The organism is Streptomyces sp. NPDC006314, assembly GCF_040613075.1.
GTDB lineage: Bacteria > Actinomycetota > Actinomycetes > Streptomycetales > Streptomycetaceae > Streptomyces.
In genome coordinates, this window is sequence record NZ_JBEXRL010000004.1 from 121,504 (window position 1) to 145,038 (window position 23,535).

16 protein-coding genes and 4 pseudogenes are annotated in these 23,535 nt (G+C 73.3%); 7 read left to right on the forward strand and 13 right to left on the reverse strand.

Annotated elements, in window-relative coordinates:
- The first annotated feature begins 23 nt into the window (after positions 1-23).
- Together ABZ079_RS08665 and ABZ079_RS08670 are read left to right on the forward strand one after the other, a co-directional pair.
- Positions 24-947: an immunity 49 family protein gene (locus ABZ079_RS08665; protein WP_356938689.1), complete on the forward strand. Its 924-nt coding sequence runs from the start codon at positions 24-26 to the stop codon at positions 945-947.
- A 297-nt stretch (positions 948-1,244) separates the two neighbouring features.
- Positions 1,245-1,685, forward strand: a complete 441-nt coding sequence (locus ABZ079_RS08670) for an SRPBCC family protein (RefSeq protein WP_356938690.1) — start codon at positions 1,245-1,247, stop codon at positions 1,683-1,685.
- A gap of 258 nt (positions 1,686-1,943) precedes the next feature.
- Here the strand turns inward: ABZ079_RS08670 and ABZ079_RS08675 are convergent, their stop codons facing one another.
- The 5 genes from ABZ079_RS08675 to ABZ079_RS08695 all read right to left on the reverse strand — a co-directional run bounded on the left by ABZ079_RS08675 (position 1,944) and on the right by ABZ079_RS08695 (position 8,714).
- A complete protein-coding gene (locus ABZ079_RS08675) occupies positions 1,944-3,095 on the reverse strand; it encodes an XdhC/CoxI family protein (protein ID WP_356938691.1) in 1,152 nt (383 codons plus the stop codon).
- Between the two features lie 49 nt (positions 3,096-3,144).
- On the reverse strand, positions 3,145-4,602 hold the full coding sequence (locus ABZ079_RS08680) for an NCS2 family permease (RefSeq protein WP_356938692.1): 1,458 nt from the start codon (positions 4,600-4,602) through the stop codon (positions 3,145-3,147).
- Between the two features lie 211 nt (positions 4,603-4,813).
- On the reverse strand, positions 4,814-7,237 hold the full coding sequence (locus ABZ079_RS08685) for a molybdopterin cofactor-binding domain-containing protein (RefSeq protein ID WP_356938693.1): 2,424 nt from the start codon (positions 7,235-7,237) through the stop codon (positions 4,814-4,816).
- Between the two features lie 2 nt (positions 7,238-7,239).
- Entirely contained in the window at positions 7,240-7,821 is a 582-nt protein-coding gene (locus ABZ079_RS08690; protein ID WP_356938694.1) for a (2Fe-2S)-binding protein, read from the reverse strand.
- On the reverse strand, positions 7,821-8,714 hold the full coding sequence (locus ABZ079_RS08695; protein WP_356938695.1) for a xanthine dehydrogenase family protein subunit M: 894 nt from the start codon (positions 8,712-8,714) through the stop codon (positions 7,821-7,823). The genes ABZ079_RS08690 and ABZ079_RS08695 overlap by 1 nt, the downstream gene beginning before the upstream one ends.
- A 345-nt stretch (positions 8,715-9,059) precedes the next feature.
- On the opposite strand from ABZ079_RS08695, the gene ABZ079_RS08700 reads away from it, so the two are divergent.
- Together ABZ079_RS08700 and ABZ079_RS08705 are read left to right on the forward strand one after the other, a co-directional pair.
- Positions 9,060-10,733: a PucR family transcriptional regulator ligand-binding domain-containing protein gene (locus ABZ079_RS08700; protein ID WP_356938696.1), complete on the forward strand. Its 1,674-nt coding sequence runs from the start codon at positions 9,060-9,062 to the stop codon at positions 10,731-10,733.
- A gap of 152 nt (positions 10,734-10,885) precedes the next feature.
- On the forward strand, positions 10,886-11,668 hold the full coding sequence (locus tag ABZ079_RS08705) for a hypothetical protein (RefSeq protein ID WP_356938697.1): 783 nt from the start codon (positions 10,886-10,888) through the stop codon (positions 11,666-11,668).
- A 231-nt stretch (positions 11,669-11,899) separates the two neighbouring features.
- On the opposite strand, the gene ABZ079_RS08710 is transcribed toward ABZ079_RS08705, so the two are convergent.
- Entirely contained in the window at positions 11,900-12,712 is an 813-nt protein-coding gene (locus ABZ079_RS08710) for a GntR family transcriptional regulator (RefSeq protein ID WP_356938698.1), read from the reverse strand.
- A gap of 594 nt (positions 12,713-13,306) precedes the next feature.
- On the opposite strand from ABZ079_RS08710, the pseudogene ABZ079_RS08715 reads away from it, so the two are divergent.
- Positions 13,307-13,778, forward strand: a pseudogene (locus tag ABZ079_RS08715) (hypothetical protein); the annotation flags it as partial.
- 315 nt (positions 13,779-14,093) lie between these two features.
- Positions 14,094-15,134: a DUF2637 domain-containing protein gene (locus tag ABZ079_RS08720; protein WP_356938699.1), complete on the forward strand. Its 1,041-nt coding sequence runs from the start codon at positions 14,094-14,096 to the stop codon at positions 15,132-15,134.
- A gap of 112 nt (positions 15,135-15,246) precedes the next feature.
- On the opposite strand, the gene ABZ079_RS08725 is transcribed toward ABZ079_RS08720, so the two are convergent.
- The 3 genes and pseudogenes from ABZ079_RS08725 to ABZ079_RS08735 all read right to left on the reverse strand — a co-directional run bounded on the left by ABZ079_RS08725 (position 15,247) and on the right by ABZ079_RS08735 (position 17,916).
- Positions 15,247-15,690, reverse strand: a complete 444-nt coding sequence (locus ABZ079_RS08725; RefSeq protein ID WP_356938700.1) for an ATP-binding protein — start codon at positions 15,688-15,690, stop codon at positions 15,247-15,249.
- Between the two features lie 408 nt (positions 15,691-16,098).
- Positions 16,099-16,274 (reverse strand): annotated as a pseudogene (locus tag ABZ079_RS08730) (ubiquinone-dependent pyruvate dehydrogenase); the annotation flags it as partial.
- A gap of 91 nt (positions 16,275-16,365) precedes the next feature.
- The gene (locus tag ABZ079_RS08735; RefSeq protein WP_356938701.1) at positions 16,366-17,916 is read right to left on the reverse strand and encodes a protein phosphatase 2C domain-containing protein; all 1,551 of its coding nucleotides are present in this window, start codon (positions 17,914-17,916) and stop codon (positions 16,366-16,368) included.
- A gap of 263 nt (positions 17,917-18,179) precedes the next feature.
- Between ABZ079_RS08735 and ABZ079_RS08740 the strand changes: the two are divergent.
- Positions 18,180-18,474, forward strand: a pseudogene (locus tag ABZ079_RS08740) (DUF456 family protein); the annotation flags it as partial.
- Positions 18,475-18,572: 98 nt separating this feature from the next.
- On the opposite strand, the pseudogene ABZ079_RS08745 reads toward ABZ079_RS08740, so the two are convergent.
- The 4 genes and pseudogenes from ABZ079_RS08745 to rsgA form a co-directional block, all read right to left on the reverse strand.
- Positions 18,573-19,721: pseudogene (locus ABZ079_RS08745) on the reverse strand (GDSL-type esterase/lipase family protein); the annotation flags it as partial.
- A gap of 402 nt (positions 19,722-20,123) precedes the next feature.
- Positions 20,124-20,618, reverse strand: a complete 495-nt coding sequence (locus tag ABZ079_RS08750) for a methylated-DNA--[protein]-cysteine S-methyltransferase (RefSeq protein ID WP_356938702.1) — start codon at positions 20,616-20,618, stop codon at positions 20,124-20,126.
- A complete protein-coding gene (locus ABZ079_RS08755) occupies positions 20,615-22,009 on the reverse strand; it encodes an AlkA N-terminal domain-containing protein (RefSeq protein ID WP_356938992.1) in 1,395 nt (464 codons plus the stop codon). The genes ABZ079_RS08750 and ABZ079_RS08755 overlap by 4 nt, the downstream gene beginning before the upstream one ends.
- Before the next feature lie 187 nt (positions 22,010-22,196).
- The gene (gene rsgA / locus ABZ079_RS08760) at positions 22,197-23,291 is read right to left on the reverse strand and encodes a ribosome small subunit-dependent GTPase A (protein ID WP_356938703.1); all 1,095 of its coding nucleotides are present in this window, start codon (positions 23,289-23,291) and stop codon (positions 22,197-22,199) included.
- Between the last annotated feature and the right edge of the window lie 244 nt (positions 23,292-23,535).

Consider the following 23,535-nt stretch of genomic DNA (forward strand, 5'->3'; position numbering starts at 1 on the left):
AGCACCGAGGAAGGACGACGACGGTGTCCGACGTGGCATGTCACGAGGTCGACGAGGAACGGATCGCCCACGCGCTGGACGACATCCGGGGGCGTGCGTACGGCCGTTGGCACGCCCTGCGCTACGACAGCCTGTCGCTGACGGGACTCCAGGCGATGGCCGACGAGCTGCTCGACCATGTCGCCGCCCGGTCCCTGGCGGATCCCGCGCTCGCCGCCGACACCACGCGCGAGGTCCTGCGCACGGCGGCCGAATGCGCTCTCGGTGCGCTGAATCTCGGCTGTTTCCCCAACGGTGACTTCGAGATCCCGCTGCCGGTCGTCGACGAGACGCTGAGCAGCGAGGACCTAGGCTTCGAGCACGCCCTGGAGTGGGCGCCCACCGCCCGGACCTGGGTGGAGGCGTTCGCGTTGTGCGTGGCCGCCGGCACGGTCCGGCAGTGGCAGCGGGTGATCGGACTGCTGCTGCGCGGGGACTACGCCCCGGCGATCCGGGACGGGGTACCGTACTCGGCGCTGGAGTCACGGTCCGAGGCGGCGGACCTCGCCGAGATGGACGCGCTGTGCGGTTATCTCACCGAGGCGAGCGGACATCTGCCCAAGCACTGGCCCACGGCGCCGCTGCGGAAGCCGGACCTCGACGAGCGCCTCGCGGCGATCCGGCGATTGGGGGCCGTGGGTCCGCTGACGCCGGATCAGCAGCTGCTGCGCGTCCTCCTCGTGGACGACCGGCCGGCGTTCGAACGTGCCCTGGCCGAACGGCTCCAGCGTCATCGGGCGGACATGGCGGCGGCCGACCCGGCGCCCCGGAGCCTGCTGCCGGCCGGCACCATCGCGCTGGCCGCGCTGGCGGTGCAGGTCCACGGCTGGGACCTGGAGCTCAGCTCCGGGTATCTGCCGGAGGGTCTGCTGCGGGGGCCGGAGGGCGTCCCTCGGGCGGCGGTCTGACGGGTTCCAGCCGTCGGCCAGACCCGGCGGGCCCGCGGTGAGGGGGTGCCGGACGCCGCCGGCGACGAGGGGGAGCGGTTCGGAGGGCTTGGCCTGCGAGAGGACGGTGCGACAGTCCATGCCCCGGTCGTCCGTGAGGTGGATCTGGTAGTGCGGGGGTGTCCCGCGCGCCCCGCTGTCACGCCGCCCCGCACACCGGCCGTCGCCGGGAACGACTCCTCGGACACCCGGCCGGGCGGGCAGGGTACGGCAGGGCGAACGCGCAGGTGACCGGCGCCCATTGCCTACGATCGGGCCGTGCCCATCTTCTCCTTCGCACGTACGGTCCCCCTCACCCTCGATGAGACGTGGCGTCGGCTCACCGAGTGGCCCCGCCACGCCGACGCGGTCCCGCTGACCCGGATCCAGGTGCTGACGCCCGCTCCGACCCGGGAGGGCAGCCGCTTCGTGGCCCGTTCGGGGATCGGCCCCCTGGGCTTCGACGACGTCATGGAGGTGACGGTCTGGCGCCCGCCCACCGACGGCCGGCCCGGCCTGTGCCGCCTGGAGAAACGCGGCCGGATGATCCTCGGCTGGGCGGAGATCGAGGTCAGGCCGGGGCCCGGCGGCCGCAGCCGGGTCGTGTGGCGCGAGGAGCTGCGCGTCCGCTTCCTGCCCCGCGTCTTCGACGGCGTCCTGGAGCGAACGGCCCGCACGGTGTTCGGCCGGGCAGCGAATCGACTTCTCCGGAAGGCATGAACCGGGACCGCACCGGATCCCGCGCGCGCCGCGGAACCGGCGCTCGGGCGGACGTGAACCAGGTCCCCACCACATCCCACCCACGTCCGAACCCAGCGCTCGGGCGGACGTGAACCAGGGGGCCCGCATCCCGCTCACGCCGCTAACCCGGCGCACACGGCAGTCATGGACCGGGGTCGTACCGCATCCCGGCCGCGCGGCGGCGAACCCGGCGCTCAGGGGGCGGGCGGGAGCCGGGTCGTCCGGGAGCCTGCCCGGTCAGGCCACCGACCCGATCCGACCCGCCGGCCGGGACGTCGTGTCGTGGTGGATCGGGGTGTGGGCTCCGGTCAGGGAGACCCCGCTGCCGCCGCGCCGGTTCGCGACGATCTCCGCGCCGATGGACAGGGCCGTCTCCTCGGGCGTACGGGCGCCGAGGTCGAGGCCGATCGGGGAGTGCAGGCGGGCCAGTTCCAGCTCGGTGACGCCGACCTCGCGCAGGCGCTCGTTGCGGTCGAGGTGGGTGCGGCGGGAGCCCATCGCGCCGACGTAGGCGACCGGCAGCCGCAGGGCCAGCCGCAGCAGGGGTACGTCGAACTTGGCGTCGTGGGTGAGGACGCACAGGACGGTACGGCCGTCGACCTCGGTGCGCTCCAGATACGTGTGGGGCCACTCGACGACGATCTCGTCGGCCTCCGGGAAACGGGCGCGCGTGGCGAACACCGCGCGGGCGTCGCACACCGTGACGTGGTAGCCCAGGAACTTGCCGACGCGGACCAGGGCCGAGGCGAAGTCGATCGCACCGAAGACGATCATCCGCGGGGCGGGGACGGAGGATTCGACGAGGACCGTGAGCGGGGCGCCGCAGCGCGAGCCCTGTTCGCCGATCTCCAGGGTGCCGGTACGGCCCGCGTCCAGGAAGGCGCCGGCCTCGGCGGCGATCGTGCGGTCCAGCTCTGGGTGGGCGCCGAAGCCGCCCTCGCAGGAGCCGTCGGGACGGACGAGGAGGACCCGGCCCCGCAGCTCGGCCGGGCCGTCCACGACCCGCGCGACCGCCGCCGCCTCGCCACGCACGGCGGCGGCCAGCGCGGCCGCGACCGCCGGCCGGGCGGGACCGTCCGCCCGGACCGGCGTGACGAGGATGTCGATGACGCCGCCACAGGTCAGGCCGACGGCGAAGGCATCCTCGTCGCTGTACCCGAAGCGCTCCAGGACGGTCTCGCCGTCCTCGAGGGCCCGTTGGCACAGCTCGTACACGGCGCCCTCCACGCACCCGCCGGAGACCGAGCCGATGGCCGTGCCGTCGGCGTCCACCGCCAGGGCGGCGCCCGGCTGGCGCGGGGCGCTGCCGCCGACGGCCACCACGGTGGCGACGGCGAAGTCACGGCCCTGCTCGACCCACCGGTTCAGCTCCTCGGCGATGTCCAGCATCTCTCGGTCTCCTCACGGGGTTGCGGGGAAGGACTTCTCGGCGGGGTGGCTAGTGCACGCCCAGCCAGGCCTCGATGGGGTGAAGGGCGAAGTAGACCAGGAAGACGACCGTCAAACCCCACATGAAGGCGCCGATCTCGCGGGCCTTGCCCTGGCCCACCTTGATGGCCACGTAGGAGATGACGCCCGCGGCGACACCGGTGGTGATGGTGTACGTGAACGGCATCAGGACGACGGTCAGGAAGACCGGGATCGCGGTCGCGCGGTCGGCCCAGTCCACGTGCCGGGCGTTCATCAGCATCATCGCGCCGATGACGACCAGGGCGGCGGAGGCGACCTCCTGCGGGACGATCGCGGTGACCGGGGTGAAGAACAGGCAGGCCGCGAAGAAGAGGCCGGTGACGACGGAGGCGAGACCGGTGCGGGCGCCTTCGCCGACGCCGGTGGCCGACTCGATGAACACCGTCTGGCCGGAGCCGCCCGCCACACCGCCGATCGCGCCGCCGGCGCCGTCGATGAACAGCGCCTTGGACAGGCCCGGCATGCGGCCCTTGTCGTCGGCGAGGTCGGCCTCGGTGCCGACACCGATGATGGTGGCCATCGCGTCGAAGAAGCCGGCGAGGACGAGGGTGAAGACGATCATGCCGACCGTCATGGCGCCGACCTTGCCCCAGCCGCCGAACTCGACGTGCCCGAAGAGCGAGAAGTCGGGCATGGAGACCGCGGTGCCGGGCAGTTCGGGCGCACCGTTGGCCCACTGCTTGGGGGCGATGACGCCGAGCCCGTTGAGGACGGCGGCGACGATCGTGCCGGACACGATGCCGATGAGGATGGCGCCGGGGATGTTGCGGGCCTGGAGCATGAAGATCAGCAGCAGGGTGCCGGCGAAGAGCAGTACCGGCCAGCCGGTGAGCTGGCCCGCCGGGCCGAGGCTGACCGGGGTGGCCTCGCCCTGGTGCACGAAACCTGACTTGTAGAAGCCGATGAGCGCGATGAACAGGCCGATGCCCATGGTGATGCCGTGCTTGAGCGCGAGCGGGATCGCGTTCATGATCATCTCGCGCAGGCCGGTGACGACCAGCAGCATGATGACCACGCCGTACATCACGCACATACCCATGGCCTGCGGCCAGGTCATGCTGGGGGCGACCTGCGAGGAGAGGACACCGGAGACGGACAGGCCGGCGGCGAGCGCGAGCGGCGCCTTGCCGACGAAACCCATCAGCAGCGTGGTGAAGGCCGCGGCGAAGGCGGTCGCGGTGATCAGCGCGTTCTGGCCGAGCGTGTCACCGTGCGCGTCCTTGCCGGACAGGATGAGCGGGTTGAGCAGGAGGATGTACGCCATCGCCATGAAGGTGGTGATGCCGCCGCGGACCTCACGCGAGACCGTGGATCCTCTTCTGGATATGTGGAAGTACCGGTCGAGCCAGGACCGCCCTGCCGGGACGCGGGTGCCATCACCGGCGTCTTCGGCTGAGGTCCTCGGCTCCACTGACTGCTGGGTCATGGTGCCATCTCCCAAGGTTCACAGGGGCACCCGTGCAACCGCCCTGAGCGGGCACGGGATTTGGGAATGGACGACCCGGGGGACGGCCCGAGACGAACGAATTTCCTGGTACTTCAAGGACCGCGAGCGGTGCGGAACTCAAAGGGGGTTACTCCGGGCGGCGCGGCGGAGTGTGTGACGTTCCCTGCGCCGCCCGGAGAGCTTTTCGGTGTTACGCGGTTCCCGTGAGGTGCTCGGGCCGTACCGGAGTGCGGTTGAGCTCCAGTCCGGTCGCGTTCCGGATCGCCGCGAGGACGGCCGGCGTGGACGACAGGGTCGGGGCTTCGCCGATGCCCCGCAGCCCGTACGGGGCGTGGTCGTCGGCGAGTTCCAGGACGTCGACCGGGATGGTCGGCGTGTCGAGGATGGTCGGGATCAGGTAGTCCGTGAAGGAGGGGTTCCTGACCTTCGCCGTCTTGGGGTCGACGATGATCTCCTCCATCACGGCCACGCCCAGGCCCTGGGTCGTACCGCCCTGGATCTGGCCGATGACGGAGAGCGGGTTGAGCGCCTTGCCGACGTCCTGGGCGCAGGCCAGCTCGATGACCTTGACCAGGCCGAGTTCGGTGTCGACCTCGACGACCGCGCGGTGCGCGGCGAAGGAGTACTGGACGTGCCCGTTGCCCTGGCCGGTGCGCAGGTCGAAGGCCTCGGTGGGCCGGTGCCGCCACTCCTCCTCGACCTCGACGGCCTCGTCCTCGAGGACGTCGACCAGGTCGCCGAGGACCTCGCCGCCGTCGGTGACGACCTTGCCGCCCTCCAGCAGCAACTCGGCCGTCGCCCAGGCCGGGTGATACGTGCCGAACTTGCGGCGCCCGATCTCCAGGACCTTCTCGCGGACGATCTCGCAGGCGTTCTTCACGGCGCCGCCGGTGACGTACGTCTGCCGGGAGGCCGAGGTCGAACCGGCGGAACCGACCTGCGTGTCCGCCGGGTGGATCGTCACCTGGGTGACGCCCAGCTCCGTGCGGGCGATCTGCGCGTGGACGGTGACTCCGCCCTGGCCGACCTCCGCCATCGCGGTGTGCACGGTGGCGACGGGCTCGCCGCCCACGACCTCCATGCGCACCTTGGCGGTGGAGTAGTCGTCGAAGCCCTCGGAGAAGCCGACGTTCTTGATGCCGACCGCGTAGCCCACCCCGCGTACGACGCCTTCGCCGTGCGTGGTGTTGGACAGACCGCCGGGCAGCTGCCGTACGTCGGCGCCCTCACTGGACTCCCACTGGCGCTCCGGCGGCAGCGGCATCGCCTTGACTCGGCGCAGCAGTTCGGCGACCGGGGCGGGCGAGTCGACGGGCTGGCCCGTCGGCATGATCGTCCCCTGCTCCATGGCGTTCAGCTGCCGGAACTCCACCGGGTCCATGCCGAGCTTCTTCGCCAGCCTGTCCATCTGCGCCTCGTAGGCGAAGCACGCCTGGACCGCGCCGAAGCCGCGCATGGCGCCGCAGGGCGGGTTGTTGGTGTAGAGGGCGATGGCCTCGATGTCGACATCGTCGATGACGTACGGGCCGACCGAGAGCGAGGAGGCGTTGCCGACGACCGCCGGGGAGGCGGAGGCGTAGGCGCCGCCGTCCAGGACGATCCTGCACTTCATGTGCGTGAGCTTGCCGTCCTTGGTGGCGCCGTGCTCGTAGTAGAGCTTCGCCGGGTGGCGGTGGACGTGACCGAAGAAGGACTCGAACCGGTTGTAGACGATCTTCACCGGCTTGCCGGTGCGCAGCGCGAGCAGGCAGGCGTGGATCTGCATCGACAGGTCCTCGCGGCCGCCGAACGCGCCGCCGACGCCGGCCAGCGTCATGCGCACCTTGTCCTCGGGCAGGCCGAGGACGGGCGCGATCTGGCGCAGGTCGGAGTGGAGCCACTGGGTGGCGATGTAGAGGTGGACGCCGCCGTCCTCCTCCGGCACGGCGAGGCCGGACTCGGGGCCGAGGAAGGCCTGGTCCTGCATGCCGAAGGTGTACTCGCCCCTGACGATCACGTCCGCCTTCTTGGCAGCCTCGTCCGCGTTGCCGCGGACGATCGGCTGGCGGTGCACGATGTTCGGGTGCGGGACGTGCCCGATGTGGTGGTCGTCGCGGTTCTCGTGGACGAGGATGGCGTCCGGGGCGGTCGCGGAGGCCTCGTCGGTGATGACCGGGAGTTCCCGGTACTCGACCTTGATCTTGGCGGCGGCGCGGCGGGCCGTCTCCGGGTGGTCGGCGGCGACGATCGCGACCGGCTCGCCGTGGTGGCGTACCTTGCCGTGCGCGAGGACCGGGGTGTCCTGGATCTCCAGGCCGTAGTTCTTCACCTCGGTGGGCAGGTCGTCGTAGGTCAGGACCGCGTAGACGCCCGGGGTGGCCAGGGCCTCGGAGGTGTCGATCGACACGATCTCGGCGTGGGCGACGGTGGAGCGCAGGATCTGCCCCCACAGCATGTCCTCGTGCCACATGTCGGACGAGTACGCGAACTCGCCGGTGACCTTCAGGGTGCCGTCCGGACGGAGCGTGGACTCGCCGATGCCGCCCTTGGTCCGGGTGCCCTGCGTGACCTTCGTGGGTGCGCCGACGGGGGCACCTACGTGCTCGGACGTAGGTGAGAGCTTGGAGGACGGCATGGTCAGACCCCCTCGGACTGGCGGGCGGCCGCCAGACGGACCGCGTCCATGATCTTCTCGTAGCCCGTGCAGCGGCACAGGTTGCCCGACAGCGCCTCGCGGATGTCCGCGTCGGTCGGGTTCGGGTTGTTCTCCAGCATCTCGTCGGCGGCGACGAGCAGACCCGGCGTGCAGAAGCCGCACTGGACGGCGCCGGCGTCGATGAACGCCTGCTGGATCGGAGAGAGTTCTGTGCCCTCACCGGCGTGCGAGTCGGTGCCCTTGGCCTGCCACTGCCGGGCGTCCTGCGGCGAGGTACCGCAGGCGCCGGCCGCGCAGCCGGCCGAGGCGCGCCACTGGGCGTAGTCCGCCAGGCCTTCGACGGTCACGACCTCGCGGCCCTCCACCTGGCCGGCCGCGACCAGGCAGGAACAGACCGGGACGCCGTCCAGGCGCACGGTGCAGGAGCCGCACTCGCCCTGCTCGCAGGCGTTCTTGGAACCGGGGAGGCCGAGGCGCTCGCGCAGCACGTACAGCAGGGACTCGCCCTCCCAGACGTCGTCGGCCTCCTGCGGACGTCCGTTGACGGTGAAGTTGACGCGCATTACGCAGCTCCCTCGGTGGTGCGGCGGGTACCGCGGTACGATTCCCAGGTCCAGGTGAGCGTCCGGCGGGCCATGACACCGACCGCGTGGCGGCGGTAGCTCGCGGTGCCCCGGACGTCGTCGATCGGGTTGCAGGAGCCGGAGCACAGCTCCGCGAACTGCTTGGCGACCGACGGGGTGATGGTCTTTCCGTTGTCCCAGAAGCCGCCCTCTTCCAGGGCCGCGTTCAGGAACTCCTCGGCGGCCTTGGCCCGCACCGGGGTCGGGGCGGCGGAGCCGATGCCGGTGCGGACCGTGCGGGTCTCGGGGTGCAGGGCGAGACCGAAGGCGCACACGGCGATGACCATGGCGTTGCGGGTGCCGACCTTCGAGTACTGCTGCGGGCCGTCCGCCTTCTTGATGTGGACGGCGCGGATCAGCTCGTCGGGCTGGAGCGCGTTGCGCTTGACACCGGTGTAGAACGCGTCGACCGGGATCCGCCTGGTGCCGCGGGCCGCCGACTCCACCTCGACCTCGGCGCCGGCGGCGAGGAGGGCGGGGTGGGCGTCACCGGCGGGCGAGGCCGTGCCGAGGTTGCCGCCGACGCCGCCGCGGTTGCGGATCTGCGGGGAGGCGACCGTGTGCGAGGCGAGCGCGAGGCCCGGCAGCTCGGCGCGGAGATGCTGCATGATCTTGGTGTACGGGACGGAGGCACCCAGCCGTACGTCTTCCTCGCCGACCTCCCACTCGTAGAGATCGCCGATGCGGTTGAGGTCGAGCAGGTACTCGGGCCGGCGATGGTCGAAGTTGATCTCGACCATCACATCGGTGCCACCCGCAATCGGCACAGCGGTGGGGTGCTCGGCCTTCGCGGCGAGCGCCTCCTCCCAGCTGGCGGGGCGAAGGAAGTCCATGACCGGCTCTCTTCTTCGTCTCGTGGGTCGTACAGATTGAGCCAATCCGTGTGCGGCGGGCCCGGCTCGTTTCACATGCTGTTGACGCGGAGTGGCCTCAGTACACCGCCCTGTACTCCGGCGGGGTCAGTCACCGAAACCATGAAGGAGTTCGCTGGCCAGGACGAGCATCTTGTAGATTCGTATGAACGGAGGTCATCGGTAACCTCTCCGTTTTCCTGGGGAAACGCGGGAAACAGCACGGAGACCGCGGAGTGCGCCCCTGTGGCGACCGGTTCCGGGTGACACCCCCGTCACCCTCCAAGATCCATCGTAGGTTTCGAGACAAAGAACGGCGGCGACGAGATGCGGCTGCGCGCACTGCTGGACACCGACGCGCTGGGCCTGCGGCTGCTCGGCGGCGAGGACGAGCTGGACCGCTCGGTACGCGGTGTCATGACCACCGACCTGCGCGACCCGAGCCGCTACCTCTCCGGTGGTGAGCTGGTGCTCACGGGCCTGGCCTGGCGCCGGGACGCCGACGACTCCGAGCCGTTCGTCCGCATCCTCGTACAGGCCGGTGTGGCGGCTCTCGCGGCCGGCGAGGCCGAGCTGGGTGATGTGCCGGACGACCTGGTGCTGGCCTGCGCACGGCACCGGCTGCCGCTGTTCGCGGTGCACGAGTCGGTGGCGTTCGCGACGATCACCGAGCACGTGGTACGGCAGGTCTCCGGCGAGCGGGCCGGCGACCTGGCGGCCGTGGTGGACCGGCACCGCCGGATGATGACCTCGGGCCCGGCGGGCGGCGGCCCGGACGTGGTCCTCGACCTGCTCGGCTCCGACCTGGACCTGCGCGCCTGGGTGCTCTCCCCGACCGGCCGCCTGATCGCGGGCTCGAAGGTCGCGGGCCCGGCACTGCCCGCCGACACCTGCGCGAGGCTCGCGGCCGAGCACCTGGCCGCCACCCGCACCGGCCGGCGCGGCCCGCACCGCGTCGTGCTGGGCGGGACGACGTACTCGCTCTTCCCGGTCCGCTCCTCCGGCCGCTCCCCGCAGGCCTCCCGGGACGTCCGCGAGACCGTCCTGTCGGACTGGCTGCTGGCCGTCGAGGCGGACGCCGGCGACTGGCCCGAGGAACGCCTGGACCTCCTCCAGGGCGTCACCCAGCTGATCGCGGTCGAGCGGGACCGCCGGGACGCGGCCCGCACCGTACGGCGCCGGCTCGCCCAGGAGGTGCTGGAGCTGGTCCAGACGGGCGCCGCACCCGCCGAGATCGCGGCCCGACTGAGGGTCGCCGCGCCGGTGCTGCTGCCCGGCCTCGGGGCGGCCCCGCACTGGCAGGTCGTCGTGGCCCGCGTCGAGTGGGAGGGCGAGGAGGTCGAGGGCGGCCCCGTCGCCCAGTCGCTACTGGAGGAAGTGCTGGTCGATCCACTGGTGACCGGCCCCGAGCCGGCCGACCGCATCGCGGTAGCGCACACCGGCGACGAGGCGATCGCCCTGGTCCCCCTCCCCGCCGTCTCCTCCGAGCACGACGGCTCGGAGAGCGGCCTGCTGGCCGACTCCCTCCTACAGTCGGTGCGGGAGCCGCTGTCGGCGGGCCTGGACGGCGACGGGCGGCTCACCCTCGGCGTCAGCGCGGCCGTGCACTCGGCGGAGGGGCTGCGCGGCGCCCTGGAGGAGGCCCGGCACGCCCGGCGGGTCGCCGCGGCCCGCCCCGGCCGGGTCTGCGCGGCCGGTCATCAGGAGCTGGCCTCGCACGTCCTGCTGCTCCCGTTCGTTCCCGACGACGTCCGCCGCGCCTTCACGGCGCGCCTCCTGGACCCCCTGAAGGACTACGACCGCCGCCACCGGGCCGAGCTGATCCCCACCCTGGAGGCGTTCCTCGACTGCGACGGCTCCTGGACCCGCTGCGCCACCCGTCTCCACCTGCACGTCAACACGCTGCGCTACCGGGTGGGGAGGATCGAGCAGTTGACGGGACGGGACCTCTCGCGCCTGGAGGACAAGCTCGACTTCTTCCTGGCCCTGCGCATGAGCTGAGGTCAGCGGGGGCGCCAGGCGGCCAAACCCGGTCACGCCCATGCCCCACCCCTTTGTGAAATCTTTCACCCACCCTCTTGGCCCGGCCCCGCGATTGGTGCTGGAATGCCGCCACCACTCAACAGCTCGATGGCGTGCTCGGGGAGGGCAACGTGGCGCATACCGCCATGTCTGGTAACGGAACGACCGCCGGTGACGATCCTCTCCAGACCGCGGTATGGCGGCTGCGCTCGCGGGCCTGCTGGGCCGACGCGGCCGCCCTGCTGCCACCCGACACCCCGGCGACGGCGTTGCAGCGGGCCACCCTGCTGGTCGAACGGTGCCTGTACACCGAGGGGGGCTGGGAGGAGGCCGAGGACGCGCTGCGGACGGCGGAGGCGCTCGCGCACAGCGACGAGGAGCGGGGCGCCGCGGCCTGCGAACGCGGCCAACTCGCCTACGCGGCAACTCTGCACGGGGTGCGCGACCGGGCCGACGAGGCGCGGGCCGCGTTGGGCCGGGCAGCGGCGCTGATCCCTCCGGGGGCGGCCGGACGGGCCCTGCTGGACTTCCGCCGGGGGCTGCTCGCCGAGAACCTGAGCCGCTCCCCACAGGCGGCTCGCGCCGCGTACCGCCGGGCACACGCGGGTGCTGCCGCGCACGCCGACCCGCTGCTGCTGTCCTTCACCTGGCGCCACCTTGCCGGGCTCGACCTGCGCGACGGTGAGTTGGCCGAGGCGCGGCACGGCTTCTCCGAATCCCTGCGGATCCGGGAGGAGTTGGGCTACCTGGTGGGTACGGCCCCCGCGCTGGCCTCCCTGGCCGACGCGGAGTCCGAACCGGAGGCGTCCCGGCTGCGCGAGGAGGCCCGCCGCCTGTTCCGACTCCTGGGAGGTGTACCGACCTGGCTGTCCCGCCAACTGGCACCACCGGCTCCGGGGGCGGCTACGGCGTAGCGATGGACGGGTGCGTGGAGTCCGTTCCCGTCTGCGGGTCCGTGGGGGCTGGTCGGGCAGTTCGCCGCGCCTCTGGAGAGCTGTCGTCGCCGTCGGCCCGGACGCGTACGGGCCTTCTGGGGCGAGCGGCGCGGTGAGTGGCCGAGGGGCGCGGGAGCCGCGCGACCGGCCGCAGTGGATCCGCGCCCGGCAACGGTCCGGACCCCAACGGCGATGACCGGCTGCCGCCTCTCAGATCGCGCCCGCGAAGTGCTCCCCCACCAGCCCCCGCACCACATCCACGTCGCGGGCGATCAACGCCTCCAGCAGAGCCATGTGCTCCGCCGCGTCCGCGACCAGGTCCGCCCGTCCGTGCCGTACGGGGCCGCCGACCAGCGGCCACTGCGCGCGCCGGTGCAGGTCCTCGGCGATGCGGACCAGCTGCTCGTTGCCCGACAGGGACAGCAGCGCTCCGTGGAAGGCGCGGTCGCACTCCGCGTAGGCGGCCGGACAGCCGGAGGCCGCCGCGCGCACCGTCTCCTCCGCGAGCGGACGCAGCCCGGCCCACCGCTCGGCCGGCACCGTCCGGGCGAGCCGCAGCATCACCGGCACCTCGATGAGCGCCCGCACCTCGGCCAGCTCGGCCAGCTCGCGCGCCCCCCGCTCGATCACGCGGAAGCCGCGGTTGAGCACGACCTCGACGGCGCCCTCCAGCGCGAGCTGCTGCATGGCCTCCCGGACGGGTGTGGCCGAGACCCCGAAGCGCTCGCCCAGGACCGGTGCCGAGTACACCTCGCCCGGCTTCAGCTCGCCGGCCACCAGCGCCGTGCGCAGCGCCTCCACTATCTGCCCGCGCACCGAGGACCGCTGCACCGCGGGCCGCGGCCCGGGAAGGGGCCGCTCGGCGTGCGTGTGCTCGCCCCGTACGCCGTGCGGGGCGGTGTCCCGCTCGCGGACCCCGTCCAGGGCGGCCGCCGCGCGCTGCTGCGTCGGCACCCGGGTCGCGCCCGGCGCCCCGGCCTCCGGTATCCCCGCCCCGGCGGAGCCCTGCACGCCCTGCTTCACGGGTCCTCCTGGCGGCTTGTCGGTACTTGCGGTCATTAACGACGGGTTGTCACTTGTCCGTCAAGCACCTTAGGCGTACCGGCCGGTAGTTCAAACTCCGTCCACACCGGGTAAGGGTAGGCATGCCTTAGCAAACCGCCTGTGATCAAGGATCGGCGTTCCACCCTGCGCGCTGCGGCCTCGCCGCTCACCGCCGCCTACGACCGCTCGGCGCGGCCCGTCCCGGCCTCACCGTGACCGGGTCGGGCCCGGACGACCCGGCGCCGCGCGGCGGCGGCTGGGTCGGCGCCGCCGGACTCGCGGCGGGCGGTGCCGAGCCGGAGGCCTTTCCGGCTGGGACGAGTGTCCCAGGCGCCCTACCGGGGCGGCGGCCTCGCCGCCCCGCCGGCCACGCTGACGGTGGCCGAACCGGTGCTGGCCGCCGCGGTCGGCAACAGCAGCGGTGAACACCCACGAAATGCCGAACGCCATGCCGGAGGCGGTGGCGAGCGGCACACCGCGCACCGCCGGTGCCGGTGTGCGGCCAGGCCCGCGATCATCGGCGCCAGCACCGCCCCGCCGGTGACGAGCGCGACCACCACCCGCTGGGCGGCGTCCAGGGGGATGCCGCGGGACCACGGACGGCGGGCCCGCCCGGACGTCGTCGCGAGCTTCGGCCTGCGCCGCTACGCCCGGCCCGCCTGCCTGCCTGCCTCTTCCTGTCTGTCTGTCTGCTGATCACCGTCCCGCGGCTCGCACCGCCGGGTACCCGGCTGCCCGTGACGCACGTCTCGTACCACCGCTCCGCCGGCCGCATGACCGCACGCCGCCCCGTCTGTTTCGCCTGCCTGCCGGGCGGCCCCGTGGCCGCTCTGCCGGTGCCGTCGTCGTGCGGGACGAGGAGGCGCTGCGGGCAGAGGTGCGGGTCCTGGTGCCGACCGGGCCGTACGGCGAGCCAGTGCCCGCCCGGGACCGGGCCCGCTGCCGCATGTTCCACACCGTGCACCCCGAGGACACCTGCGCCACCTGCCCGCGCACCTGCGACCGCCGCTGGGTCATCAAGGCGACTGCGGGTGCTCGGACTTGAGGGATCGTCAGGGCTGGAGCACGGACCGGCGTCCAGTAAGATCATCGCGATCGGACCGCCCGCTTACGGACACAGCCCCGGGCCGGCGATTCACCACTTCCCCACCTGCAGCGGGAACTTTCCGAGGAACCACCCGTACGGGTAGTCTTATTCGAACTCAACTCCCGCCCCTCAAGCGGCAGTTCGAGCAGAACGCCGCCCTGGGCATCCCCTTGCGCCTTATTCGCGGCCTCTTGCCCCGAAACCCCCTGAGGGCCGTCGGAAGTGGGCCACTATGGCGGGCGTTACGCCCTATCCCAATGCAAGGGACCCCTGATGAGACTGACCGACATATCGCTGAACTGGCTGCTTCCGGGCGCCGTACTGCTCCTGGGCATGCTGACGGCGGTGGCGGTGCTCGCGCGCGGCAAGCGCTCCTCCGGGGAGAACGCGAGCGCGGACGACTCGTGGGAGCGCAGCGAGGAGCGCCGCAGGCGCAAGGAGGCCATCTACGGCACCGCCTCCTATGTACTTCTGTTCTGCTGTGCGGCGGTGGCGGCAGCCCTGTCCTTCCACGGCCTGGTCGGCTTCGGTGAGCAGAACCTCGGGCTGACCGACGGCTGGCAGTACCTGGTGCCGTTCGGTCTGGACGGTGCGGCGATGTTCTGCTCCGTGCTCGCGGTGCGCGAGGCCAGCCACGGTGACGCGGCGCTCGGCTCCCGGATACTGGTCTGGATGTTCGCCGCGGCGGCGGCCTGGTTCAACTGGGTGCACGCGCCCCGGGGCGTTGGCCACGACGGCGCGCCGCAGTTCTTCTCCGGTATGTCGCTGTCGGCGGCCGTCCTGTTCGACCGGGCGCTGAAGCAGACTCGCCGGGCCGCGCTGCGCGAGCAGGGCCTGGTGCCGCGTCCGCTGCCGCAGATCCGCATCGTGCGCTGGCTGCGGGCGCCCCGCGAGACCTACAGCGCCTGGTCGCTGATGCTCCTGGAGGGCGTGCGCAGCCTCGACGAGGCGGTCGAGGAGGTAAGGGAGGACAAGCGGCAGAAGGAGGAGACCCGCCAGCGGCGGCGCGACCAGCAGCGCGTGGAGCGCGCCCAGCTGAAGGCCATCAGCCGGGGCCACCGCGGCTTCGTCGGCCGGGCCGGCCGGCAGGTCGAGGTGCAAGCGGTCGAGCGTGGGCCCGCATCGGCGACCGCGGAGCCTGCCATATCGCCCGCGGAGCAGTTGCCCGTACGCCCTCGGCCCTCCCTGCAGCCGGTCCGCGACGGGTCTGAACCGGTGACCGTCGACCTCACCGCGGAGGACGACACCATGGCCCTGCCGCGCCTGGACTCCCTGGAGCGCAAGCTGAAGGACCTGGAGCAGCAGTTCGGCTGACCGTCCGCTGACCCGAGAGGACGGGGCGAGACCGGACATCACGGGACGGGGCGTGACCACACCGGGGTCACGCCCCGTCCCGTTCACGTCTCCGTGGCCCGTCCCGCTGCTCTCAGGCGGCCTCGGCGCCCAGTTCGAACCAGACCGACTTGCCCACCCCGTGCGGCCGTACGCCCCATGCGTCCGCGAGGGACTGCACCAGCATCAGTCCGCGTCCGTGGGTGTCGTCGTCGGTGGCCGAGGCGCTCGGCTCGGGTCTGCGGCCCACGAAGTCCCGTACCTCCACCCGCAGTGCCCCGGGTTCCACGACGGCCGTCAGGACGGCGTCGTCGTCGGTGTGGACGAGCGCGTTGGTGACCAGTTCGCTGGTGAGCAGTTCGGCTATCTCCGAGCGGCCCGGCTTGCCCCAGTGCCGCAGCAGTTCCCGCAACTCCCGGCGGGCCTCCGGCACCGCCTTGAGATCCGCCCGGCCCAGCCTGCGCCGGAGCCGGTGCGCGTGTTCCGTGATGGTGTCGGTCTCTTCCCCCGTCTTCGCCGAGGAGGCCCCGATGACCACGGGACCGCCCCCTCGTGCCTGCCTCTTCATGACCCCCGCCCGCACGCCGCCGGTCCCTGCCCCTCCTGGTCGAACACGTTCACGCAGGATGCTTGCCCAGCCGGCTCACAGGCAGTCATGGCGCATGCCCGATGACCGGCGGTTCGGCCACGCCGGCGGGCCGCCGCATCCGGCCCGGGAGCCCGTGGGCCCCCGGGCGGCGGGCGCCCCGACCACCGCTGGGCGCCACTGATGCCCCGTGAGGGCAGCGCAGCTGCGCCCGGCACAGGCGGTCGGCATACCGTCACGCGTCGTGAAACTGGCCGAAATCCGCTCCCTTGACGGCGGGCGCTCGCGCTGCTCGCCGTCGCCGACGGCCCGGGCGAGGACCGCCCGTGCCGTGCTCGGCCCGCGCCAGGTCAACAGGGCCTACGGGCGCGGCACGTTGCGGAGGTCGGAGCGGGCCATCTGGAGCATGCGGCCGACCCCGCCGTCCAGCACGAGCGAGGAGGCGGACAGCGCGAACCCGGTGACCGTCTCGGCGCTCATCGGCGGCGGGACGGACAGGGCGTCTGGGTAGTGACGATGTCCGCCAGGACCGGGCCGTTGCGCTCTCGGCTGCCCCTCGGTTCCGCCCGAATCCCGCCGTGGTGCCGGGCTCACGGATACCCCTTCCAGAATCCACAGGGGCAGCGCTTACGCCTCCCAGACGCCCGCCGCCGTACGGTCGTCGGCGTAGCCCTTCACCCGTACCTGGGCGTCGGCGAGGAACGCGGCGAGGCCGGGCGCGGCCCGGCCGGACCAGCGGCGGGCCAGGTAGGCACAGAGGGCGGGCTCCCCACGCAGCGGTTCCGCCAGGCCCGCGGTGCACATCACCAGCGCATCACCCGGGCGGGCTACCGAGGCACGGAAGCGGAACGGTTCGCGGGGCGGCTCCGGTGCCGGCTCGTAGGGGCTCGGCGGTGTCTGGATGCCGAAATCCAGCGTGAGCCGGTCACCCTCGGGGGTCTCCGCCGGCGGTGAGCCGAAGCCGACGACGGGCGCGCCGGAGGCCCCGGTGGGTGACACGCGCGGCTCGATGTCCTGCCACGCGCCGTCCCGCAGCCGGAACAGCCCGCCGTCGCCGACGCCGAAGAACACGCGCGTACGGCAGTCCGGGTCGGCGGGCAGCAGCAGACAGCGCAGACTCGCGGTGTAATCCTCCGGGTCGACGCCCTGCTCGGCGGCGCTCGCCCGGAGCCTGCCGAGGCTGCGGTCGGTCAGCCGGTTCAGGCCGGACTTCAGGTCGCCGCGCCGGGCCCCCCGGATGTCCGCCACCAGTCGCTGATGGCTGCCGCCCACGGCCCGTCCGATCCACCGGCACGCCTCGGCCGCCGCCAGGTGCGCGCCCGGTGTGGCCCGCGCGCCGGTCGCCATCGCGACGAGGACGAGTGCCTGCTCCCCGCTGCCGAACCGGGCGGTGAGCAGCGAGTCCCGGCGTGGCTCCCCCCGGTACCGCGCGGAGTCCCCGCGCAGCGACACCGCCCGCAGGATGCAGGCCCCGTACCGGGCGCCGTCCAGCACGGTGTCGGCGACGAGCTCGCCGAGCCGGTCCGGATCGGCGGCCGGGAGCGCGGTGGGCTCGGGGTCGTAGGTGGGGGGCCCGGAGCCCACGTAGTCGATCGAGGCGTGAGGCGGCTCCGGGAAGCGGGAGGGGACGGAGGGCTCCTGCGGGGAAGGTCCGCCGGGCGCTCCCGGCTCCGCGCGTCCGGGCCACTCGGTGGACTGCGGCGGCTCGGCGGGAGCCGGGGCCTGCGGCGGCTGTGCGGGGGCCGCGGGTGCCGGTCGCCCGGCTGACGGAGCGGGAGCCGGAGCCGGCGCGGTGCGTTGCGCGGGGACTGCCGGTTCCCGCGACCCCGGTCTCGTCTCGTCACCGCCGCCGTCGCCGTCGCCGTCGCCGTGGTCGCCGTCGTCGTAGTCGTCGTAGTCGTCGGGGTCGCCGTCGTCGTAGTCGTCGTAGTCGTCGTGGTCGTCGTGGTCGCCGTCGTCGTGGTCGCCGTCGTGGCTGCCGGTGTCCTGCCCGGCCGGCCCCGTACCGTGCCCCGGCGCCTCACCCGGGCGCCCCGTCACCGTGTTCCTCGCCGAGGCGAAACGGTCGTCCAGGGAATCCGGCGCGGCCGTGGGACCCGTGTCCGCCCCGGAGTCGTCGTACAGCTGCCCCCACCAGTCGTCCTCATGACGGGCGGGACTTCCCCCCTGCTGGCTCATGCCCCCGATTGTCCACCTCACGAGCCGTGTGAGAACGGGGCATCGGGAAAATCCGGCACACCCGGCCATCTCGAACGGCGTATCGAGTGAGGGAGTGAACAGCCGTACGAGGAGGGGTTGATGGCCGCCGGGCGGCCTCATCCCCACGGGAGGACCGCCCGGCGACGTGTGAAGTGGCCCACCCCGCATCCCCTTCGCCGTGCTCGCACACGTCCGGGCCGGGGCGACGGTCCGGACGAACGGACCCGGGCCGGCACCGGTGGGTGGTGCGCTGGGCGCTCCCACCGCGCCGCCTGCGGCGAAGCGGCGCCACGACCCGGATGGGGATGTACGCGGGCGCCGGGTCGGTCCTCGGCTTCGTCCTGCTGCCGGTGGTGGGCGCGCTGCCGGGTCATGGCCGGGATCTACCTGCACGAGCGGTTGCGGCTGGGCGGGCACGGCGAGGCCATGACCGGGCTGCGCACGGCGATGCGGACGGGCGGCTCCAGCGTGCTGGCGGAACTGTTCGCGTGCCTGCTGATCGCGGGGGCCTGGCTGGGGGCGGTGTTGTGGGCGTGACCGGCGCGGCTCACCGGCGCCGGGGACGGGAAACGGCGGTCTGCGCCCACCTCCGCGGGCCAGGCGAAGGTGCCCAGGGCCAGGCGCACCGCGTCGGCCACGGCCGTCATGCCCGCGTCGTTGAAGTGCAGGTGGTCGCCGGGGTCGTAGCCCGGCAGGATGCGGGTGGGATCGGCCGGGTCGCGGACGGCGGCGTCGGCGTCGGCCACCGCGTCGAAGGCGCCGCCGGCGCGGATGAAGGCGTTCACCCGCTGCCGTACGGCCTCGCCGGCGTCCGTGTAGGCGGGATAGCCGCGGTACGGGGTGAGGGTGACCCCCACGACCCGGATGCCGCGGGCGTGGGCGCGGGCGACGAGAACCCGGTACGCGTCGGCGTACGCGGCGGCGTCGCTCGCCTCCGGGGTGCCCTTGATGTCGTTGATGCCCTCGAAGACGACCAGGGCGCGCACCCCGGCCCGGTCCAGGGCGTCGGCGTCCAGGCGCGCGAGGGCGCTGGGCCCGGTGCCGTCGCGCAGCAGGCGGTTGCCGGCGATCCCGGCGTTGAGCACGCCGAGCTGATGGGTGCGCAGACGCTCGGCGAGCCGGTCGGGCCAGCGGTGGTTGGCGTCGGGGGTGGAACCGTTGCCGTCGGTGAGGGAGTCGCCGAACGCGACGACGCTGCCCTGGGCGGGCCCCCGGACATCGACGCCGGTGACGTAGTACCAGCGGCTGATCGTCCTCGTGTACGCGGTGCCGTCCTCGTCGGCGGCCCGTCCGGCCCCGTCGAGGGCCACGTAGCTGGTCTGCAGGGCGGTGCGGTGGTAGGTGGCGGGCCCGCCGTCGCCGGGTGTGTACACGGTGACGAGGAGGTCGGCGGCGGCCGGGACGGGCAGCGGCACCGGGTCGGAGACCGTGTCCTGGCCCGGTGGGACGGTGACGGTGGGGGCGCCGTGGAAGGTGACGGTGCGCAGGGTGCCGGGCACGGCGTCGGGGCCGGCCGCCCGGCGCAGGGCGACGGTGACCGCGCCGAGGTACAGGGGCGCGGTGCCGAGCCGGTTGCCGAGCCGGACGCGTACGGCGGTGCCGCCGACGCTGAGGTGGACGACGTTGCGGACGGCGGCGCCCGGCAGTGCCGGCGCGGTTCCCGACGGTGCGGTCTCCCAACTGCCCGACCAGCGCGAGGACGCCGGCTCGGCGACGGCCGTCGCCGTCGTGCCCGGCAGCATCGCCAGCAGCAGGACCACGAGGACCCGTCCGACCTTGGCCATGTGTGCGCCCGCCCTTCCACGTGGCTCGTCGGAGGCGACCGTGCCACACGGGCGGGCCGTGGCGCCGGAACATCGACGCCGGTCCACCCGCTCGGCGCAACCCGGGGGGAGGGCGCGTGCCTTGTGGCGGAGAGCCGATGTGCGCGGCGAACCGGCAGGCCTGGCCGCCGTCGTGACCGGGCTCAGCAAGGCGGAACGGGCCGTCCCGCGTCGCAGCGGCTCGGCCGCTCGGCCACCGCCGAGCCGCACGGGCAGCCGCGGGCGAACCCCGTCGGCTTCTGTCTACAGGACGACGGCACGGCTCTGATCGGCGGCTGCTTGCACGAAAGGCGGCGCGCCTCCGGCGTCACCGGAGATCGCCCGCCTTCCGCGCCGGGTGCGCAGCTGGGGACTTGAGGAGTCCTAGCGGCCGGTGAGCACGCCCTCCATGGTCAGCAGCCAGACCTTGCGCTCAAGTCCGCCCGCGTAACCGGTCATCGCCCCGTCCGCGCCGATGACCCGATGGCAAGGGCGCACGATCAGCAGGGGGTTGGCGCCGATCGCCCCGCCGACGGCGCGAACGGCCGCGCGGGATGCGCCGATACGCGCGGCGATCTCGCCGTAGGTGGCGGTGGCGCCGTACGGCACCTCGTCCAGCGCGGCCCACACCCGCTGCCGGAACTCGGTTCCTTCGGCGCGCAACGGCAGCCGGAATTCCTTGAGTTCACCGGAGAAGTAGGCGGCGAGCTGCCGGCGGGCCGCGCGGAACGGACCCGGGTCGTGCCGCCAGCCGTCCTGGACGGTCCGCCCGCCCTTCTGCCCGGGCACGGACACCGAGGTGAGCACCCCGTCCGCATCGGCGGTGAGTAGCAGCGGCCCGACCGGGGCGTCCAGGTGGGTGAAGTACACGGTGGTCATCGGCCCGACTCCCCCGCCACACGCAGATGCCGGACGGCGTACGACCGCCATGGCCGCCAGGCGTCGGGTACCGCCACCCCGGGCGGGGCCACGTCCGGATCGCCGAGGGCGCGCACGCGGACGGTGGCGACGGTGGCCGGGTCCATGCCGGGCAGGGTGAGCAGCGCCTGCTGGGCGTCGTCCCGGTCGGCGCCCGGATCCAGCCGTACGGTGCCGTCGGCGAGGGCGGCGGCGAGAGCGCCCAGCGGGCCGTCGGGCTCGGCCTCGGCGAGGACGGCCGGCTCGGGGAAGAGGTGGGTGAGGCTGCCGCAGGGCGCGTCGAGCGCCTTGCCGTACCGGCGCACCAGTCGCGCGGCGCCGTGGGTGCCGATCAGGGCGTGTACGGCCGGTTCCAGCGGGTCGACGGCGCCGGGCGAGCGCAACCCGGGCCGGGCGGCGACCAGCGGGGCGAGCCGTGGGTCGGCGCCGAGCCGCTCGTCGACGGCGTACGGGTCGGCGTCGAGATCGAACAGGCGCCGCAGCCGCTGCACCGCGGTGGTGAGGTCCCTGGGATCGGTGAGGTGCAGCCGCGCGTGGAGCCAGCCGCCCGGATGTGTGCCGCCGGCCGCTTTCGGTGTCCGGGTGCGCTCCGCGACGGCGACGAGCGCGGTGCCGTACGGCAGCCGCAGGGTGCGCCGGTAGGCTCGGCCGCCCGGGGTGCCGGACATCTCCTCGACGCCCGGCACCGCCTCCCGCGCCAGCTGGTCGAAGACGGCGGTCGCCTGGTACGGGCCCCGGTACGCCAGCCGCAGTGGGATGCCCGCGCCGGGGGTGGCCCGGCGGACGTCCCGGCCCCGGGGGGCGGCGGCGCGCACCTCGGTCGGCGTCGCGTCGTACACCTCCCGGATCGTGTCGTTGAACTGCCGCACACTGGCGAACCCGGACGCGAACGCGATCTCGGTGACCGGCAGGTCGGTGGTCTGCAGCAGCACCCGAGCGGTGTGTGCCCGCTGGGCCCGGGCGAGCGCCACGGGCCCGGCGCCCAGCTCGGCGGTGAGCTGCCGCTGCACCTGCCGGGCGCTGTAGCCGAGCCGCGCGGCGAGTCCGGCGACGCCCTCTCGGTCCACGACGCCGTCGGCGATCAGGCGCATGGCCCGGCCGACGACGTCCGCGCGGACGTTCCACTCCGCGGAGCCCGGCACGGCGTCCGGCCGGCACCTGCGGCAGGCCCGGAAGCCGGACCCCTGCGCGGCCGCGGCCGTCGGGAAGAACCGCACGTTGTGCCGCTTGGGCGTGACCGCCGGGCAGCTCGGCCGGCAGTAGATCCCGGTGGTCTCGACGGCGAAGAAGAACGCCCCGTCGAACCGCCCGTCCCGGCTGCGTACCGCCTCGTACCTGCTGTCTTCGTCCATCACGTGTTCCAGTGTGGGACGCCGGCGCGGGAACGGGCTAGCGGGAATCGGACGTGGAGGTGGGTGTGTTTTCCGGTACCGGCCGGAAAAGAAGACACACCTGTCCGGCGGTCGGGGACGAGGCCCGCGGGGCCGAGGCGGGAGCTGGGGGCGGCAGCCCCCGGACGCCCGCACCGGCCCCGGGCACCTACTTCCAGCGCCCCCGCTTCGCCTCCATCGCCGCCCTGCCCTCGGCTCCCTTACGCTTCCAGTCCCGCCGAAGCTCCGCCCGGGCCCTGGCATCCGTCTTGGCCACGATCCACTGGTTCTCCCGCATCAGCTTGCGGTAGCTCTCCAGCCGCCGTACCGGCAGTTCCCCGTTCTCGACGGCGGAGCGCACCGCGCAGCCCGGCTCGGTCTCGTGGGCGCAGTCGTGGAAGCGGCACCGTGCGGCCAGTTCCTCGATCTCGGCGAACACCGCCCCGACGCCGGTCTCGGCGTCGAAGAGGCCGACGCCCCGCAGTCCGGGGGTGTCGATGAGCACGCCACCGGAGGGCAGGGCGAGCAGGTTGCGGGTGGTCGTGGTGTGCCGGCCCTTGCCGTCGACGTCCCGCGCGGCCCGGACGTCCATGACGTCCTCGCCGACGAGGGCGTTGGCCAGGGTGGACTTGCCCGCGCCGGACTGGCCGAGCAGCACGGTCGTGCCGGAGCCGACGAGCGCGACGAGGATGTCGAGCCCGTCGCCGTGCAGGGCGCTGACGGTGAGCACGGGCACGCCGGGCGCGCTCGTCTCCACGTCCTGGACGAGGTGGCCGAGGGTGTCCGGGTCCGGCACGAGGTCGGCCTTGGTGAGGACGACGACGGGCTGGGCGCCGGACTCCCAGGCGAGAGCGAGGAAGCGTTCGACGCGGCCGAGGTCGAGTTCCACGGCCAGGGACACGGCGACGACGGCGTGATCGACGTTGGCGGCGAGGATCTGCCCCTCGGACCGCTTGGAGGAGGTGGAGCGCACGAATGCGGTGCGGCGCGGCAGATACGCGCGCACATAGCGGGGGTTGCCGCTCGGTTCGACGGCGACCCAGTCGCCGGTGCACACGACCCGCATCGGGTCGTGCGGGGTGACGAAGGCGGTGTCGGCGCGGAGGACTCCGCCCGCGGTGACGACGTCGCACTGGCCGCGGTCGACCCGGACGACCCGGCCGGGCAGCAGCCCTTCGGCCGCGTAGGGGGTGAACGCGTCGGCCCAGGAGGCGTCCCAGCCGTAGGGGGTCAGCGCGGAGAACACAGCGGAGGTGGAAGTCAAGGGAGACCCTTCACAGGGGTGGCCCCGGGCAGGCGCGGTCGCGCGGTCGGATCAGCCGGTGGCCACGGAGGTGGACTTGAGGAGTTCCTGGATGAGGGCAGCGCCCAGCACAGTGACAGCCATCGGTCGACACCTCCTCGTTCTCACTCGCGTGTGCGCACACCACCTCGGCGTGCTCGCCAACTGTAGCCCGCGGGTGGGGCTCTGCGTCAAAGTATTTTCGCCGGCCGTGTGTTCCCGTTGC

Bases quoted from the DNA above. Each gene is read 5' to 3' on its own strand.
- ABZ079_RS08755 (WP_356938992.1), bottom strand. From the start codon at position 22,009: ATGGACGAAGACAGCAGGTACGAGGCGGTACGCAGCCGGGACGGGCGG.
- ABZ079_RS08690 (WP_356938694.1), bottom strand. From the start codon at position 7,821: ATGCGCGTCAACTTCACCGTCAACGGACGTCCGCAGGAGGCCGACGAC.
- ABZ079_RS08750 (WP_356938702.1), bottom strand. From the start codon at position 20,618: ATGACCACCGTGTACTTCACCCACCTGGACGCCCCGGTCGGGCCGCTG.
- ABZ079_RS08700 (WP_356938696.1), top strand. From the start codon at position 9,060: ATGCGGCTGCGCGCACTGCTGGACACCGACGCGCTGGGCCTGCGGCTG.
- ABZ079_RS08695 (WP_356938695.1), bottom strand. From the start codon at position 8,714: ATGGACTTCCTTCGCCCCGCCAGCTGGGAGGAGGCGCTCGCCGCGAAG.
- ABZ079_RS08675 (WP_356938691.1), bottom strand. From the start codon at position 3,095: ATGCTGGACATCGCCGAGGAGCTGAACCGGTGGGTCGAGCAGGGCCGT.
- ABZ079_RS08735 (WP_356938701.1), bottom strand. From the start codon at position 17,916: ATGAGCCAGCAGGGGGGAAGTCCCGCCCGTCATGAGGACGACTGGTGG.
- ABZ079_RS08720 (WP_356938699.1), top strand. From the start codon at position 14,094: ATGAGACTGACCGACATATCGCTGAACTGGCTGCTTCCGGGCGCCGTA.
- ABZ079_RS08685 (WP_356938693.1), bottom strand. From the start codon at position 7,237: ATGCCGTCCTCCAAGCTCTCACCTACGTCCGAGCACGTAGGTGCCCCC.
- ABZ079_RS08680 (WP_356938692.1), bottom strand. From the start codon at position 4,602: ATGACCCAGCAGTCAGTGGAGCCGAGGACCTCAGCCGAAGACGCCGGT.